Origin of the sequence: Streptomyces zaehneri (genome assembly GCF_032248645.1) — a bacterium.
GTDB classification, from domain to species: Bacteria; Actinomycetota; Actinomycetes; order Streptomycetales; family Streptomycetaceae; genus Streptomyces; species Streptomyces coriariae.
In genome coordinates, this window is record NZ_JASTTJ010000005.1 from 226,095 (window position 1) to 241,450 (window position 15,356).

At 70.1% G+C, this 15,356-nt stretch carries 13 protein-coding genes; 11 read left to right on the plus strand and 2 right to left on the minus strand.

Annotated features, from left to right (window positions below; genetic code table 11):
• Positions 1–140 precede the first annotated feature (140 nt).
• The 6 genes from QQM72_RS11200 to QQM72_RS11225 all read left to right on the plus strand — a co-directional run bounded on the left by QQM72_RS11200 (position 141) and on the right by QQM72_RS11225 (position 6,058).
• Positions 141–776, plus strand: a complete 636-nt coding sequence (locus QQM72_RS11200; RefSeq protein WP_314220680.1) for a ScbR family autoregulator-binding transcription factor — start codon at positions 141–143, stop codon at positions 774–776.
• Positions 777–1,301: 525 nt separating this feature from the next.
• A complete protein-coding gene (locus QQM72_RS11205; RefSeq protein ID WP_314220681.1) occupies positions 1,302–2,390 on the plus strand; it encodes an S-(hydroxymethyl)mycothiol dehydrogenase in 1,089 nt (362 codons plus the stop codon).
• Complete coding sequence (locus QQM72_RS11210) at positions 2,390–3,022, plus strand: MBL fold metallo-hydrolase (protein WP_314220682.1); 633 nt, start codon at positions 2,390–2,392, stop codon at positions 3,020–3,022. The genes QQM72_RS11205 and QQM72_RS11210 overlap by 1 nt, the downstream gene beginning before the upstream one ends.
• A gap of 251 nt (positions 3,023–3,273) precedes the next feature.
• A complete protein-coding gene (locus QQM72_RS11215) occupies positions 3,274–3,636 on the plus strand; it encodes a bifunctional 3-phenylpropionate/cinnamic acid dioxygenase ferredoxin subunit (protein WP_057604517.1) in 363 nt (120 codons plus the stop codon).
• The gene (locus tag QQM72_RS11220; RefSeq protein WP_314220683.1) at positions 3,633–4,796 is read left to right on the plus strand and encodes an NAD(P)/FAD-dependent oxidoreductase; all 1,164 of its coding nucleotides are present in this window, start codon (positions 3,633–3,635) and stop codon (positions 4,794–4,796) included. The genes QQM72_RS11215 and QQM72_RS11220 overlap by 4 nt, the downstream gene beginning before the upstream one ends.
• 131 nt (positions 4,797–4,927) lie before the next feature.
• Positions 4,928–6,058 carry an aromatic ring-hydroxylating oxygenase subunit alpha gene (locus QQM72_RS11225; RefSeq protein ID WP_314220684.1) on the plus strand — a complete coding sequence of 377 codons (1,131 nt, stop codon included), beginning with the start codon at positions 4,928–4,930 and terminating at the stop codon, positions 6,056–6,058.
• A gap of 9 nt (positions 6,059–6,067) precedes the next feature.
• On the opposite strand, the gene QQM72_RS11230 is transcribed toward QQM72_RS11225, so the two are convergent.
• On the minus strand, positions 6,068–6,814 hold the full coding sequence (locus QQM72_RS11230; RefSeq protein WP_314220812.1) for an IclR family transcriptional regulator: 747 nt from the start codon (positions 6,812–6,814) through the stop codon (positions 6,068–6,070).
• Positions 6,815–7,016: 202 nt separating this feature from the next.
• Between QQM72_RS11230 and betA the strand changes: the two genes are divergently transcribed.
• Together betA and QQM72_RS11240 are read left to right on the plus strand one after the other, a co-directional pair.
• Positions 7,017–8,687, plus strand: a complete 1,671-nt coding sequence (gene betA / locus QQM72_RS11235) for a choline dehydrogenase (protein ID WP_314220685.1) — start codon at positions 7,017–7,019, stop codon at positions 8,685–8,687.
• Between the two features lie 3 nt (positions 8,688–8,690).
• Entirely contained in the window at positions 8,691–9,527 is an 837-nt protein-coding gene (locus tag QQM72_RS11240; protein ID WP_314220686.1) for a methylenetetrahydrofolate reductase, read from the plus strand.
• A gap of 168 nt (positions 9,528–9,695) precedes the next feature.
• On the opposite strand, the gene purU is transcribed toward QQM72_RS11240, so the two are convergent.
• Positions 9,696–10,577 carry a formyltetrahydrofolate deformylase gene (gene purU, locus QQM72_RS11245; protein ID WP_314220687.1) on the minus strand — a complete coding sequence of 294 codons (882 nt, stop codon included), beginning with the start codon at positions 10,575–10,577 and terminating at the stop codon, positions 9,696–9,698.
• Positions 10,578–10,797: 220 nt separating this feature from the next.
• Between purU and QQM72_RS11250 the strand changes: the two genes are divergently transcribed.
• Genes QQM72_RS11250 through QQM72_RS11260 form a run of 3 tightly spaced genes read left to right on the plus strand, consistent with a single transcriptional unit; the run spans position 10,798 to position 15,349 of the window.
• On the plus strand, positions 10,798–12,267 hold the full coding sequence (locus QQM72_RS11250) for an aldehyde dehydrogenase family protein (RefSeq protein ID WP_314220688.1): 1,470 nt from the start codon (positions 10,798–10,800) through the stop codon (positions 12,265–12,267).
• Positions 12,268–12,287: 20 nt separating this feature from the next.
• Positions 12,288–13,376, plus strand: coding sequence for a quaternary amine ABC transporter ATP-binding protein (locus tag QQM72_RS11255; RefSeq protein ID WP_314220689.1), 1,089 nt, complete (start codon positions 12,288–12,290; stop codon positions 13,374–13,376).
• The gene (locus QQM72_RS11260) at positions 13,376–15,349 is read left to right on the plus strand and encodes an ABC transporter permease (protein WP_314220690.1); all 1,974 of its coding nucleotides are present in this window, start codon (positions 13,376–13,378) and stop codon (positions 15,347–15,349) included. The genes QQM72_RS11255 and QQM72_RS11260 overlap by 1 nt, the downstream gene beginning before the upstream one ends.
• Positions 15,350–15,356: the final 7 nt, after the last annotated feature.

Below are 15,356 nucleotides of genomic sequence, written 5' to 3' on the forward strand. Positions count from 1 at the left end.
GGCGATCGGGAACACATCGCCCACGATTAAAGTACCAAACGCGCGGTTTATTTATGATCGCAGAGTGGAATGCTCTCCGTGTTCCGGGTCGGCGGGCCCGGTCCCGCGTCGTCCTGTACGGGGTGAGGGAGGGATGCCTGATGGGCACGCAGACGCGAGCGGTGCGCACACGCCGGTCTCTTGTCCGAGCGGCTGCCGAGTTGTTCGCCGCCGAGGGGTACGCGCGGGCTTCCCTTCCCGTCATCAGTGAGCGGGCCGGCGTCACTACCGGCGCCCTGCATTTCCACTTCGCGAGCAAGAGCGCTCTCGCCGGGGAGGTGGAGAGGGCGGCGGCGGACTCCGTGGCGGAACTGGCTGAGCGATGTCGCAGCACGACGGACACGCCGTTGCAGTCCCTGGTCCACACCGCGTGCAGCCTGCTCCTGGCAGTGGTCACCGATCCCGTGATCAGGGCGGGGTTCCGGCTCAGCGGTGATCCGTCCCGCAAGAACGGGACGCAGATACTGCAATGGTGGCGGGCGTGGGTGCACGACCTCATCGTCCAGGCGCAACAGGAGGGGGAGCTCGCCCCGGACGTCTCGGTCGACGCCGCGACAACCGTGATCGTGGCGGCGACGGCGGGGTTCGAGGCGTTGGGCGCGACCGACCGCGACTGGCTCTCGGCGGACCGCGTGACGCAGTTGTGGACCTTTCTCCTGCCATGGCCGACGGGCTCACCGGACCACGTCCCGTTGCTGTCGGGGATCGCTGAGTTCCTGGAGGAACCGTCCGAATAGCCCACGTCCCGTGCCCTGCGGGACGGCCGCTGCGCCGAGGCGGTCGGCCGGTCCGAGGTGGCCCGCCGGTCCGGCGGTGGCCGGCCGGCCACCGCCGGGGCGCGGGGCTGAAGTCGGCCCAGGTGGACGGCGGGTGCCCCCGCCACGTGCTGTTGCCTCTTCGCGTTGACGGCGGCCGCGGTGACGGCCGGCGCGGCGAGGAACATGACCGCGGTGATGGCGAAGGCCGCGGTGCAGCCGTGGGTCAGCGCCTCGCTCGGACTTCCGAGGGAAAGGTATTGCCGACAGTTTCCCGGGTTTCGCAAATCAAGCAGAGCTCTGATCTTCCTGTGCCGGACCGGCCCCCGGTGCGGCCCTTCGTCGACCAGGGGGACCCGGCCTGGATACCTGCTCGTCGTGCGAGCGCTGTCCGGCCGCAGGGGCCTTGACCTCCGCTGGGCGCTCAACCATGCTCGTTGCGGCACGCGAGATGCGTGTCGTAATGAGCAACATCAGTCGAGGTCTCGTACCAGCCGAGGAGTGGCCATGACGCACCAGGTCCGTGCTGTCGTCGCGCGGGGCAAGGGCGCCCCCGTCAGCCTGGAGACGATCATCGTGCCGGATCCCGGGCCGGGCGAGGCGCTGGTGAAGATCGAAGCCTGCGGGGTCTGTCACACCGATCTGCACTACCGCGAGGGCGGCATCAACGACGACTTCCCCTTCCTGCTGGGGCACGAGGCCGCAGGTGTGGTGGAGTCGGTGGGGGAGGGTGTCACCGACGTGGCGCCCGGCGACTTCGTCATCCTCAACTGGCGTGCGGTGTGCGGCCGGTGCCGCGCCTGCCGGCGCGGACGGCCCTGGTACTGCTTCGCCACCCACAACGCCGAGCGGAAGATGACCCTCGCCTCGACCGGGCAGGAGCTGTCCCCGGCGCTCGGTATCGGCGCGTTCGCGGAGAAGACGCTGGTGGCGGCCGGACAGTGCACCAAGGTCGACCGGGCCGCGTCGGCGGCCGCCGCGGGGCTGCTCGGCTGCGGGGTGATGGCCGGCATCGGCGCCGCCATCAACACCGGGAACGTCGGACGCGGTGACAGCGTGGCCGTCATCGGGTGTGGTGGCGTCGGGGACGCGGCGGTCGTCGGGTCGCGGCTCGCGGGCGCCGCGACGATCATCGCGGTGGACATCGACGACCGGAAGCTGGCCACGGCCAGGAGGCTGGGCGCGACCCACGCCGTCAACTCCGGGGAGTCCGACCCGGTCGAGGCGATCCGCGAGCTGACCGGCGGTTTCGGCGCCGACGTGGTCATCGAGGCGGTGGGCCGCCCGGAGACGTACCGGCAGGCCTTCTACGCCCGCGACCTCGCCGGCACGGTCGTCCTGGTCGGCGTGCCGACCCCGGAGATGAAGCTCGAACTGCCGCTGCTCGACGTCTTCGGGCGCGGCGGCACGCTGAAGTCGTCCTGGTACGGAGACTGCCTGCCCTGCCGCGACTTCCCCGTGCTCATCGACCTCTATCTGCAGGGGCGGCTCGATTTGGACGCCTTCGTGACGGAGACCATCGGGCTGGACGAGGTCGAGAAGGCCTTCGACCGTATGCACGGTGGCGAGGTACTGCGCTCGGTGGTGCTCCTGTGATGGCCGGCGCGCGCATCGAACGCCTGGTCACCTCCGGCACGTTCTCGCTGGACGGCGGCACCTGGGATGTCGAGAACAACGTGTGGATCATCGGGGACGACGAAGAGGCGATCGTCGTCGACGCCGCGCACGACGCCGGGGCCATCGCCGAGGCGCTGGGCGGACGCACCCTGCGGGCCATCGTGTGCACCCATGCCCACAACGACCACATCGACGCCGCGCCCGCCCTCGCCGCGCGCACCGGCGCCCCGGTCCTGCTCCATCCCGACGACCTGCCGCTGTGGAAGCAGACCCACCCCGACCGCGCGCCCGACGGCGAACTGGCCGAAGGGCAGGTCCTCGAGGTGGCCGGCGTCTCCCTGGCCGTGCTGCAGACCCCCGGCCACGCGCCAGGCGCGGTCTGCCTCCACGCGCCGGCGCTGACGGCGCTCTTCGGCGGCGACACCCTCTTCGCCGGCGGGCCGGGGGCGACGGGAAGGTCGTACAGCGACTTCCCCACCATCGTCGACTCGATCCGGGACCGGCTGCTCACGCTGCCCCAGGACACCGTCGTGTACACCGGGCACGGGGAGACGACCACGGTCGCCGCCGAGGCTCCGCACCTTCAGGAGTGGCTCGACCGGGGCTTCTGAACCCCCGGCAGACAGAGGGCGACGCGCCCGTTTCCTCGCCCGGCCCGGGGCGAGGAGGCGGGCCGCCTTCGTGTCCCCGGCGCGGGTGGGGGCGACCGCTCGCCGCGTTGCCTATCGCGCACCGCATTGCGTCAGAGGCAACGCCAGGTGCCGAGTTGTACGGCTCGTGAATGCCTTGACAAGGATTCGGGCCGACTTCAGACTGATGTTGCGCTTACCGCAATCCGTTTCGTTATACGCACCGAGGTGTCATGAAGATTCCCGCGTGCCGTCTCGCGGATCTCCCGCGAGGCGAGGCCTTCCGGCTCGACATCGATCCGCCGGTCTCGGTGTTCCATACCGACGACGGCGAGCTCTTCGCCATCGACGACACCTGCACCCACCAGGACGCGTCGCTCGCCGACGGCTGGCTGGAGGGCTGCGAGGTGGAATGCCCCCTGCATGCCTCGAAGTTCGACCTGCGTACCGGCGCCGTCGACGCCCCGCCGGCCAAGCTCCCGGTGCGCACGCACGAGGTCGTCGTCGAGGACGGCGTGATCCACGTCCGGGTGTCGACGGACGCCCCCAACCTGCCGCCCTGTGTCGCGTCCCGGCTCGCCGGGGGTACCGCGTGAGGACCGTGGCCGTGGTGGGCGCCTCGCTCGCCGGACTGTCGGCGGCGCGCTCGCTGCGGAAGCAGGGCTACGACGGACGACTCGTAGTCATCGGTGACGAGCTCCATCGCCCGTACGACCGGCCGCCGCTGTCCAAGGAGTTCCTGGCCGGCACCCTCGGCGAGGCCGACCTGGCGCTGGAGGCGCAGGACGAGGACCTCTGCGCGGAGTGGCTGCTCGGCACCCGCGCCACCGGCCTGGACCGTGCCGACCGTGCCGTGCGGCTGGCCGACGGGCGGGAGGTCCGCGTCGACGGCCTCGTCATCGCCACCGGCGCCGCCGCGCGCAGGCTCCCCGGCTCCGACGGCCTGGCCGGCGTGCACGTCCTGCGGACCCTGGACGACGCCCGCGCCCTGCGCGACGAACTGGCCCGGGGCGGGCGGCTGGTGGTGATCGGCGGCGGATTCATCGGCGCCGAGGTGGCCTCCACCGCCTACGCCCTGGGGCTCGACGTCACGGTCGTGGAGGTGGCTCCGACGCCACTCGCCGGGCCGCTCGGTGCGGCCATGGGCGCCATCGTCTCCGGCCTGCACGCGGATCACGGCGTACGACTGCTGTGCGGTGTGGGTGTCAAGGGGCTGAGCGGGGAGCGGCGTGTGGACGCCGTTCTGCTCGAGGACGGCCGCAGCGTCCCGGCCGACATCGTCCTCGTCGGCGTGGGTGCCTGCCCGGGTGTGGAGTGGCTCGCGGGATCCGGTGTCGAGCTCGACAACGGCGTCAAGTGCGGCGCCGACGGCCGCACCGCCCTTGCCGGGGTGGTCGCGGTCGGCGACTGTGCCAACTGGTACGACCCCCGCGCCGGCGCCCACCGCCGAGTCGAGCACTGGACCGGCGCGCGGGAGCGCCCCGAAGCGGCCGTCGCCACGCTGCTGGCGGGGGGCGCGGTGGCGCCGGGTGTGCCCCGGCCGCCGTACTTCTGGTCCGACCAGTACGGCGTCAGGATCCAGTTCGCCGGTCACGCGGCCGGCGCCGACAGCGTGACCGTCGAGGAAGGCGCCGCGGACGACCGCAACGTGCTGGCCGTCTACCGGCGTGCCGGAGATCCGGTCGCGGTGCTCGGCATGAACCAGCCGCGGCTGTTCACGCGCTGGCGCAAGCAGCTCGCCGCCCCGACGTCTTGACACCGCCCCTGTGGCATCCCCAAGCTGCGGTTGCATATGGCACGCAGCGTTGCTTCATGCACAACGCCGTCCGGAGTCGCTCTTCCCGGCGCGTGAATGTCCCCTCCATGACGTTTCCCGAGGAGTGCCCTGTGACCTCGACCAGTCTGCCGGACAGCCTGATCGCCACCCTCCCCGGCTCCTCCTACACGGATCCGGCGATCTTCGCCCAGGAGCAGGAGCGCATATTCGAGACCATGTGGTTCTGCGTCGCGCGCGCCTCGGAGCTGGCGAAGCCCGGTGCCTTCCGCACCGTCGACGTGGGCCGCGAGAGCATCCTCGTCACCCGCGCGCGTGACAACGCCGTTCGTGCCTACTTCAACGTGTGCCGGCATCGCGGCGCCAAGCTCTGCACCGAGGAGAGGGGCGAGGTCAAGCGCGCCTTCCAGTGCCCGTACCACGCCTGGACGTACGACCTGAACGGCAAGCTCGTCGCGGCGCCCAACCTCACCAAGATGCCCGACGTCGGGCGCACCGAGTACGGTCTGGTCGCCGTGGCGGTGCGCGAATGGCTCGGCTATGTCTGGGTGTGCCTCGCCGAGGACCCGCCCTCCTTCGAGGAGGCCGTCATCGGTGATGTCGTCGCGCGCCTCGGTGACGTGGAGTCGATCGAGCGCTACGGCATCGACCACCTCTCGGTCGGCCGGCGCATCGTCTACGACGTGAAGGCGAACTGGAAGCTCATCATCGAGAACTTCATGGAGTGCTACCACTGCGCCACGATCCACCCCGAACTCACCGAGGTACTGCCCGAGTTCGCCGACGGATACGCCGCGCAGTACTACGTCGGACACGGCGCGGAGTTCGGTGCGGAGGTCCAGGGCTTCACGGTCGACGGTTCCGAGGGGCTGGACCGCATCCCCGGGGTGGCGGACGACCAGGACCGCCGCTACTACGCGATCACCGTCAGGCCGCAGGTCTTCGTCAACCTCGTCCCCGACCATGTCATCTTCCACCGGATGTACCCGGTGGCCGTCGACCGCACGATCGTCGAGTGCGACTGGCTCTACCTTCCGCACGTCGTCGAGAGCGGCAAGGACGTCAGCCGGTCCGTGGAACTCTTCGACCGGGTCAACCGGCAGGACTTCGACGCGTGCGAGCGCACACAGCCCGGGATGAGCTCCCGGATGTACGCCAAGGGCGGGGTGCTGGTGCCCAGTGAGCACCACATCGGCGCGTTCCACGACTGGGTGAACGAGCGCCTGGGCGGCAGCCCCCGGTAGTCGGGCCGGTCAGCCCAGGTAGCCCATCCGGTGACTGATCTCCTGGGCGCCCTTGAGGAGCACCGGGGAGAGCTCGTGCAGCCGCTCCTCGGTGAAGCGGTACGCGGGACCCGAGGCGCTGAGCGCCGCGATGACCTCTCCGTCGCGGTTGCGGACCGGCGCGGCCATGGCGTGCAGGCCGATCTCCAGCTCCTCCAGGGTCCAGGCGTAGCCGCGCTCCCGGGCCTCGGCGAGGTTCTTCTCGATCTTGGTCTTCGCGGTGATGGTGTGGGGGGTGACCTTCTTCATCCCGGCCTCGGCCAGCAGCGCGGCGCGCTCCTTGGCGGGGAGGTGGGCCAGCAGGATCTTGCCGCTGGAGGTGGCGTGCAACGGGGTCAGCTCGCCGACCCAGTTGTGCGCGGTGACCGCGCCGGGGCCGCGCACCTCGTAGAGGTTGATCGCGTAGTGCTCCTGCATGACGGCGATGTTGACCGTCTCGCCGATCTCCTCGGCGAGACGCTCGCACACCGGGCGGCCCTGCTGGGTGATGTCGATGCGGCCGGTCACCGCACCGGCCAGGCGCACGATGCCGAAGCCGAGACGGTATTTGCCGCGCTCGCCCGCCTGCTCCACCAGGCCGCGTGCCTCCAGGGCGCCGAGCAGCCGAAACGCGGTGGACTTGTGCACGTCGATCTCGGCGGCCACCTCGCTGACGCCCGCCTCGCCGCGCTGGGCGAGGATTTCGAGGACGCTGATGGCGCGGTCCACCGACTGCACTCCGCCGGCCTGCGAACTTGTCGATTCGGTGTCTTGGCTGTGGTTGCTCACAGCACAACTATACGCGCAGTAAACAACTCGACCGCAAGCAACGAAGCCGAAACAAAGACCTTGCAAGTTGCGTCGTTCGCAACCTGGTGCGCATGACGCTACCTCTATTAGCATGCCTCGCGTATCTACGGCGCGAGCGAGACGAGGCACCATGGCTCCCCTGCAATACGACTTCGTCATCGTCGGCGGCGGATCGGCCGGCAGCGCACTGGCGAACAGACTCTCCGCCGACCCGGCGAACCGGGTGCTGGTGCTGGAGGCCGGGCGTTCCGACTACCCGTGGGATGTCTTCATCCATATGCCCGCGGCGTTGACCTACCCGATCGGCAGCCGGTTCTACGACTGGAAGTACGAGAGCGAGCCCGAGCCCCACATGGGGGGCCGGCGCGTCTACCACGCGCGCGGCAAGGTGCTCGGCGGCTCCAGCAGCATCAACGGCATGATCTTCCAGCGCGGCAACCCGATGGACTACGAGCGCTGGGCGGCCGACCCCGGCATGGAGACCTGGGACTACGCGCACTGTCTGCCGTACTTCCGGCGCATGGAGAACTGTCTCGCCGCCGACCCGGACGACGAGTTCCGCGGCCACGACGGCCCCCTCGTCCTCGAACGCGGTCCCGCGACCAACCCGCTCTTCGGCGCCTTCCTCCAGGCCACCCGGGAAGCCGGCTACGCACCCACCGACGACGTCAACGGCTTCCGGCAGGAGGGGTTCGCCAAGTTCGACCGCAACGTCCACCGCGGACGCCGCCTGTCGGCCTCGAAGGCGTACCTCAAGCCCGTCAGGAAGCGGCCCAACCTCACGGTCAGGACCCGCGCCCTCGTCACGCGGGTGCTCTTCGAGGGCAAGCGGGCCGTCGGCGTCGAGTACCGGCGCGGCAAGGGCGCACCCCGGCGGGTCCGGGCCGCCGAAGTCATCCTCTGCGGCGGGGCGATCAACTCCCCTCAGCTGCTCCAGCTCTCCGGCGTCGGCAACGCGCGTGAGCTGAGCGCCCTCGGCATCGACGTCGTCCACGACCTTCCGGGCGTCGGCGAGAACATGCAGGACCACCTGGAGGTCTACGTCCAGTACGCCTGTAGGCAACCGGTCTCCATGCAGCCGTACATGGCCAAGTGGCGCGCCCCCTTCATCGGGCTCCAGTGGCTCTTCCGCAAGGGGCCCGCCGCGACCAACCACTTCGAGGCCGGCGGCTTCGCGCGCAGCAACGAGGACGTGGACTACCCCAACCTGATGTTCCACTTCCTGCCGATCGCGGTCCGCTACGACGGCTCCTCACCGGCAGGCGGCCACGGCTACCAGGTGCACGTGGGCCCGATGTACTCCGACGCCATCGGCTCGGTGAAGATCAAGAGCAGGGATCCGCGCGAGCACCCGGCCCTGCGCTTCAACTACCTCTCCACCGAACAGGACCGACGCGAGTGGGTCGAGGCGATCCGGGTGGCCCGCAATCTCCTCGACCAGCCCGCGCTCGCCCCCTACAACGACGGGGAGATCTCCCCCGGCCGGAAGGTGGCGACGGACGAGGAGATCCTCGCCTGGGTGGCGAAGGAGGGCGAGACCGCCCTGCACCCCTCCTGTACCTGCAAGATGGGCACCGACGAGATGTCCGTCGTCGACCCCACCAGCATGCGGGTGCACGGCGTGGAGGGGCTGCGCGTGGTGGACGCCTCGGTGATGCCGTACGTCACCAACGGCAACATCTACGCGCCGGTGATGATGATCGCGGAGAAGGCCGCCGACCTGATCCTCGGCAAGGAGCCGCAGCCGCCGTCGAAGGCCGTGTACTACCGTCACCGCGACGCTCAGCAGCAGGCCGGGTAGACGTTGGCCGGTCCAGGGCTGAGGGCGCTGCTGGAGAGCGTCCGCTACGAGGTGCTGCCCGCGAAGGCGACCGAGGACAAGGTCCTCGCCCATGTCCCGCGCGAGGTCGTCGTCACCGTGACGGCGTCGCCGGTCAAGGGCCTGGAACCGACCCTCGACCTCGCCACCCGGCTCGCGGTGCACGGTTACCGCGTCGTCCCGCACGTGCCCGCGCGGCTGCTGCGCGACGAGGCGCACCTGAAGGAGGTCGCCGATCGGCTGCGCGAGGTGGGCGTGGACGACGTGTTCGTCCCGGCGGGCGACGCCGACCGGCCGGCCGGGGTCTACGACGGGTCGCTGCCGGTGCTGCGCCGGCTGAGCGAGCTGGGCCGGCCCTTCGCCCGGGTCGGCATCGCCGGCTATCCCGAGAGTCATCCGCTCATCCACGACGACATCACCGTGCAGGCCATGTGGGACAAGCGCCGGCACGCCACCTACCTCGTGAGCAACCTCTGCTTCGACCCACGGGTGCTGGGGGACTGGCTCGTCCGGATCCGGCGCCGGGACATCACCCTGCCCGTCCACCTGGGCGTCGCGGGACCCGTACAACGGGCGAAGCTGCTGTCCATGGCGGCGAAGATCGGCGTGGGGGAGTCGACCCGTTTCCTGACCGGGCACGCCTCGTGGTTCCTGCGGTTCGCGGCACCCGGCGGGTACTCACCCGACAGGCTGCTGGCGCGTACCGAGAAGGCGCTCACCGCGCCGTCGGCGGGCGTCGCGGGGCTGCACCTGTTCACGTTCAACCAGATCGCGGAGACGGAACGCTGGCGCCGCGCTGTGCTGGAGCGGCTCGGCGGCTGAGGTGGGTTCAGCGGACCTTGCCGGGGGCTGTGCCCCCAGACCCCCTTCGGCCCTGAACGGGCCTCGTCCTCGAGCGCCGGACGGGCCGAGTCACCTGTGCGGCGCTTGTATACAGAACAGACGAGGGGCGGGGCCGGAAGTCCGGCCCCGCCCCTCGTGTCGTACCGCTCAGCGGAAGACCACCGTGCGGTTGCCGTACACCATGACGCGGCTCTCGCTGTGCCACTTCACCGCGTGCGCGAGCACCTGTGCCTCCACGTCCCGGCCGACCGTGACCAGGTCCCCGGGGCCGAGCGAGTGGTCCACCCTGACCACGTCCTGCTCGATGATCTGCCCCTCGTCCAGGTCCGGGGTCACATAGTGCGCCGTCGCGCCGACGAGCTTCACGCCACGGTCGTAGGCCTGGTCGTAGGGGCGGGCGCCCTTGAAGCTGGGGAGGAAGGAATGGTGGATGTTGATGGCGTGACCTTCGAGCTGCTTGCACAGGTCGTCGGAGAGGATCTGCATGTAGCGGGCCAGCACCACCAGGTCGACCTCCAGGTCCCTCACCAGCTCCAGCAGGCGTGCCTCGGCCTCGGCCTTGGTGTCCCTGGTGACGGGGATGTGGTGGAACGGGATGCCGTACGTCTGCGCCAGGCCCTCGAAGTCCCGGTGGTTGGAGACGATCGCCGGGATGTCGATGTTGAGTGCGCCGGTGCGCTGCCGGAACAGCAGGTCGTTGAGGCAGTGGCCGAACCGGGACACCATGATCAGCGTGCGGGTCGGCGTCGACGCCTCGCTCAGTGTCCAGGTGATGCCGTACGCCTCGGCGACGGGGCCGAATCGGTAACGCAGTGTTTTCACCTGCGCTTCCGGGTCGGAAACGTCGAAGTGAACCCTCATGAAGAAACGGCCCTGCAGTCGATCGTCGAACTGCTGACTTTCCAGGATGTTGCCCGAGTTCCTGACGAGGAAGCCGCTCACCGCGTGGACCAGTCCGGCGCTGTCGGGGCAGGAGAGGGTGAGGACGTACTCACGACCGGGCTGCGGACCAGGGTACTCAGCGGACACAGCGACCTCCGTCAGTGCGTATTGCACAACATGGTGAGCGATACGCAACATGGTCGGCTCGACGCCGCTTTCGGTCAAGGGTGGCCGCACAAGTACCCGCATGGCGAAATCGTCATCCGCCAACCCCTTGACGCAGGTCTGCGATGTTCGTCAAGGTGTTCCACCACAAGCAATTGAATGCATGATGCGCAACGCAGTTCGGGCTGAAGGGCATTGGCGCGTGGCAGACCTGTATGTGGCTGGGGAATGGCGGGACCCGTCGGCCGGTGGGCGCCGGGAGATCCGCTGCCCCGCCGACGGCTCCCTCACCGCGACCGTCTCGGAAGGGACGCGTCCCGACACCGAGGCGGCGATCGCCGCCGCCCGCCGCGCCTTCGACGAGGGACCCTGGCCGCGCACCTCCGAGCGGGAGCGCGGCGCGCTGCTGCTGCGCACCGCCGACATCCTCGAACGCGACGCCAAGGAGTTCGCCCGCGCGGAGTCGCTGGACACCGGCAAACGGCTGGTGGAGAGCGAGTACGACATCGCCGACGTCGTCTCCTGCTTCCGCTACTACGGCGGGATCGGCGGCACCGACGCCGGCCGTGTGATCGACACCGGCCGCGACGACGCCGTCAGCCGCGTCGTCTACGAGCCGATCGGCGTGTGCGGGCTGATCACCCCCTGGAACTACCCGCTGTTGCAGGCGAGTTGGAAGGTCGCCCCGGCGCTCCTGGCCGGCAACACGATCGTCCTCAAACCCAGCGAGCTGACCCCCTCCACCTCGATCCTGCTGATGAGGGCGCTGGCCGAGGCCGGACTCCCGGCCGGCGCCGCCAACCTCGTCCTGGGCACCGGGCCCGAGGCCGGCGCCCCGCTCGCCGAGGACCCCGCCGTCGACATGGTCTCCTTCACCGGCGGCCTGGAGACCGGCAGACGGATCATGGCCACCGCCGCGGCGACCGTGAAGAAGGTGGCGCTGGAACTCGGTGGCAAGAACCCCAACGTGATCTTCGCCGACGCCGACTTCGAGACGGCCGTGGACTTCGCTCTCACGGCCGTCTTCCTGCATTCCGGGCAGGTCTGCTCGGCCGGCGCCCGGCTGATCGTGGAGGACTCGCTGCACGACCGGCTCGTAGACGAGGTCGTCCGCCGCGCCCGGCGGATCCGCCTCGGCGGGCCCTTCGACCCCGAGGCCGAGACCGGGGCGCTGATCTCCGCACAGCACCGGGAGAAGGTCGAGGCGTACGTCGCGGCTGGCCTCGCCGAGGGGGCCGTGCTGCGCTGCGGCGGTGAACGGCCCGACGACCCGGCCCTCGCCGGCGGCTTCTACTATCCGCCGACCGTCCTCGACGAGTGCCGGCAGGACATGCGCGTCGTGCACGAGGAGTCCTTCGGGCCCGTGCTCACCGTCGAGCGCTTCACCGACGAGGACGACGCCGTGCGGATCGCCAACGACACCGAGTACGGACTGGCCGGGGCCGTGTGGACGCAGGACGCGGGCAGGGCCCAGCGGGTGGCCCGGCGGCTGCGCCACGGCACGGTGTGGATCAACGACTACCACCCCTACGTGCCGCAGGCGGAATGGGGTGGCTTCGGGCATTCGGGTGTGGGCCGGGAGCTGGGACCGACCGGCCTGGACGAGTACCGAGAGCCCAAACACATCTGGCAGAACATCCAACCCCGGCCGCAGCACTGGTTCCGCGGCTGAACGCCGAAGAGAGGTCGATCATGACCCCAGCACAGACCGAGGTCCCGCAGCGGCGCGGCGCGCCCGAGGACGCGGACGGTACTCCGGTCATATCCGTGCGCCGGCTGTGGAAGGTGTTCGGGCCCAAGGCCGACCAGGTACCGGACTCGGCGGAGTTGTGCGGCCTCACCCGCCGCGAGCTCATGGACCGTACCGGCTGCACCGCCGCCGTACGCGACCTGAACTTCGACGTCCGCAAGGGCGAGGTGTTCGTCGTCATGGGCCTGTCCGGCTCGGGCAAGTCCACGCTGGTGCGATGTCTGACCCGGCTGATCGAACCCACCGCCGGCGAGCTCGTCTTCGAGGGCGAGGACATCCGCGAAGCGGACCCCCGACGCCTGCGCGACCTGCGGCGCCGCAAGTTCTCCATGGTCTTCCAGCACTTCGGACTGCTGCCGCACCGCCGGGTCGTCGACAACGTGGCCTTCGGCCTGGAGATCCGCGGCATGAGCCGGGCCGAACGCAACAAGCGGGCCCTGGAGGTCGTCGAACTGGTCGGCCTCTCCGGCTACGAGAACTCCTACCCCGACCAGCTCTCGGGCGGTATGCAGCAGCGCGTCGGCCTCGCCCGGGCGCTGGCCGGCAACCCGGACGTGCTCTTCTTCGACGAGCCCTTCTCCGCGCTCGACCCGCTGATCCGCCGCGACATGCAGAACGAGGTCATCCGGCTGCACCACGAGGTCGGCAAGACCATGGTGTTCATCACCCACGACCTCTCCGAGGCGCTCAAGCTGGGCGACCGCATCCTGATCATGCGCGACGGCAAGATGGTCCAGTGCGGCACCGGCGACGAGCTGGTGGGCGCTCCGGCCGACGACTACGTGCGCGAGTTCGTCAAGGACGTGCCGCGCGGCGACGTGCTCACCCTGCGGTGGATCATGCGCCCGGCCGAACCCGACGACGCCCTGGACGGTCCCGAACTGGGCCCGGACGTCGTGGTGAAGGAGGCCACCCGGGCGGTGCTGGCGGCGGACAGGCCGGTCAAGGTCGTGGAGGACGGCAAGCTGCTCGGCATCGTCGGTGACGAGGAGATCCTCGCGGTGGTCGCCGGGCACGAAGGCGGGGCGTGATGGCCGTCGCCCTGGAGAAGTCCGCACCCCTGGCCGGTGTGCGCAAGGCCCGCCGGCGCACGGTGGTGGCCGCGATCCTGGTCGCCTGGCTGCTCCTCTTCGTCGTCCTGCGCGGAAAGCAGACGCTGACCCTGGCGGCGGCGGACCTCACCGACCTGCACCGGTGGTTCAACGACGTCAACGACTCGATCGGCGCGGACCGCAACTCCAACCCGCTGTTCCTCTACTTCTTCAACGAGATCCGCCTGGTCATCGACAACCTGGTGACCTTCATCCAGCACCTGATCTCACAGCCCTCCGCCGGCCGCCCCCTTCCGCAGATCGGATGGCTCGGCGTCGTCGGCATCGTGGGCTACGTCTCCTGGGCCGTGGGCAACTGGCGGGTCGCCCTGCTGGCCGTCGCGGGCTTCACCTTCCTGGGCCTGCAGGGTCTGTGGCAGGAGAGCATGGACACCCTGTCGCTCACGCTCTCCGCGGTCTTCGTGGCGCTGCTGTTCGCGATCCCGCTGGGTGTGTGGGCGGGGCTGTCGGACCGGGTCAACCGGATCGTGACGCCCTTCCTGGACTTCATGCAGACGATGCCGACCTTCGTCTACCTCGCCCCGCTCACCCTGTTCTTCCTGATCGGCGGGGCCTCCGCCACGATCGCCACCGTGATCTACGCGGCACCGCCCGCGATCCGCATCACGGCGCACGCCATCCGTTCCGTGCCGCAGACCACCGTCGAGGCCGCCGAATCGCTGGGCGCGACACGCGGGCAGGCGCTGCTGAAGGTCCTGCTGCCCATGTCCAAGCGGACCGTGGTGATGGGCGTCAATCAGTCGATCATGGCCGCCCTGGCCATGGTGACCATCGCCGCGCTGATCGACGCGCCCGGCCTCGGCAGGACCGTCGTGCAGGCCCTCCAGTCGCTCGACGTCGGAACGGCCTTCAACGCGGGGCTCGCCATCGTCGTGATGGCGATCGTCCTCGACCGGGTCACCACCGCGGCCAGTGCCCGTGCGGAGACGGCCCGGCGTTCGAAGAACCGCTTCCTCAAGTGGCGCAGGCCGCTGCTGGGTGCCGGCGCGGCGGTCACCGCCGTCCTCGTCTATCTGTCGCACACCTATCTCTGGGCGGCGGAGTTCCCCGGCGAGGGCGGCACCGGCAGCTCCATCGCGAGCGCGGCCGACACCGCGACCGGCTGGGCGCAGGACAACCTGTCGGGCCTCACCAACGCCTTCCGCGACGGCATCACCAACGGCCTGCTCAACCCGTTCCAGTCGCTGCTCACCGACTCCCCGTGGTGGCTCGTCGCCGCGGTGCTGATCGCGCTGGGCGCCGTGCTGGGCGGCCCGCGGGCCGGGGTGACCACGGCCGTCTGCCTGGCCCTGCTGGTCGGCACCGGCCTGTGGTCGGACGCGATGACGACGTTGGCGTCGACCCTCGTGGCGACGGTGCTGGTCATGCTGCTGGGCATGGTCCTCGGGGTGTGGATGGGGCGCAGTCCGCTCGTCGACCGGCTGCTGCGGCCCTCGCTGGACGCGGCGCAGGTGATGCCGCCGTTCGTCTATCTCGTGCCGTTCCTGGCGCTGTTCGGCGCGACCCGCTTCACGGCCATCGTCGCCGCGATCGTCTACGCGGCGCCGGTCGCCATCAAGATCATCGCTGACGGGGTGCGGGCCGTGCCCGAGACCACCGTCGAGGCGGCCACGTCCGCCGGGTGCACCACCTGGCAGATCATCACCAAGGTTCAACTGCCGATGTCACGCAGTGCCCTGACGCTCGCGACCAACCAGGGCCTGATCTACGTGCTGTCGATGGTTGTTGTGGGCGGCCTGGTAGGAGCGGGCGCCCTCGGCTACGACGTCGTGGCCGGCTTCTCGCAGGGGCAGCTGTACGGGAAGGGTCTCGCGGCGGGACTCGCCATCGTCCTTCTCGGAGTCATGTTCGACCGGATCACCCAGGCCGCGGCGCGACGCGCGAGCGCTTAAGGAGCAC

Excerpts from the sequence above, each read along its gene's own strand:
- QQM72_RS11200 (WP_314220680.1), top strand. The coding sequence starts at position 141 with ATGGGCACGCAGACGCGAGCGGTGCGCACACGCCGGTCTCTTGTCCGA.
- QQM72_RS11205 (WP_314220681.1), top strand. The coding sequence starts at position 1,302 with ATGACGCACCAGGTCCGTGCTGTCGTCGCGCGGGGCAAGGGCGCCCCC.
- QQM72_RS11210 (WP_314220682.1), top strand. The coding sequence starts at position 2,390 with ATGGCCGGCGCGCGCATCGAACGCCTGGTCACCTCCGGCACGTTCTCG.
- QQM72_RS11215 (WP_057604517.1), top strand. The coding sequence starts at position 3,274 with ATGAAGATTCCCGCGTGCCGTCTCGCGGATCTCCCGCGAGGCGAGGCC.
- betA (WP_314220685.1), top strand. The coding sequence starts at position 7,017 with ATGGCTCCCCTGCAATACGACTTCGTCATCGTCGGCGGCGGATCGGCC.
- QQM72_RS11255 (WP_314220689.1), top strand. The coding sequence starts at position 12,288 with ATGACCCCAGCACAGACCGAGGTCCCGCAGCGGCGCGGCGCGCCCGAG.
- QQM72_RS11260 (WP_314220690.1), top strand. The coding sequence starts at position 13,376 with ATGGCCGTCGCCCTGGAGAAGTCCGCACCCCTGGCCGGTGTGCGCAAG.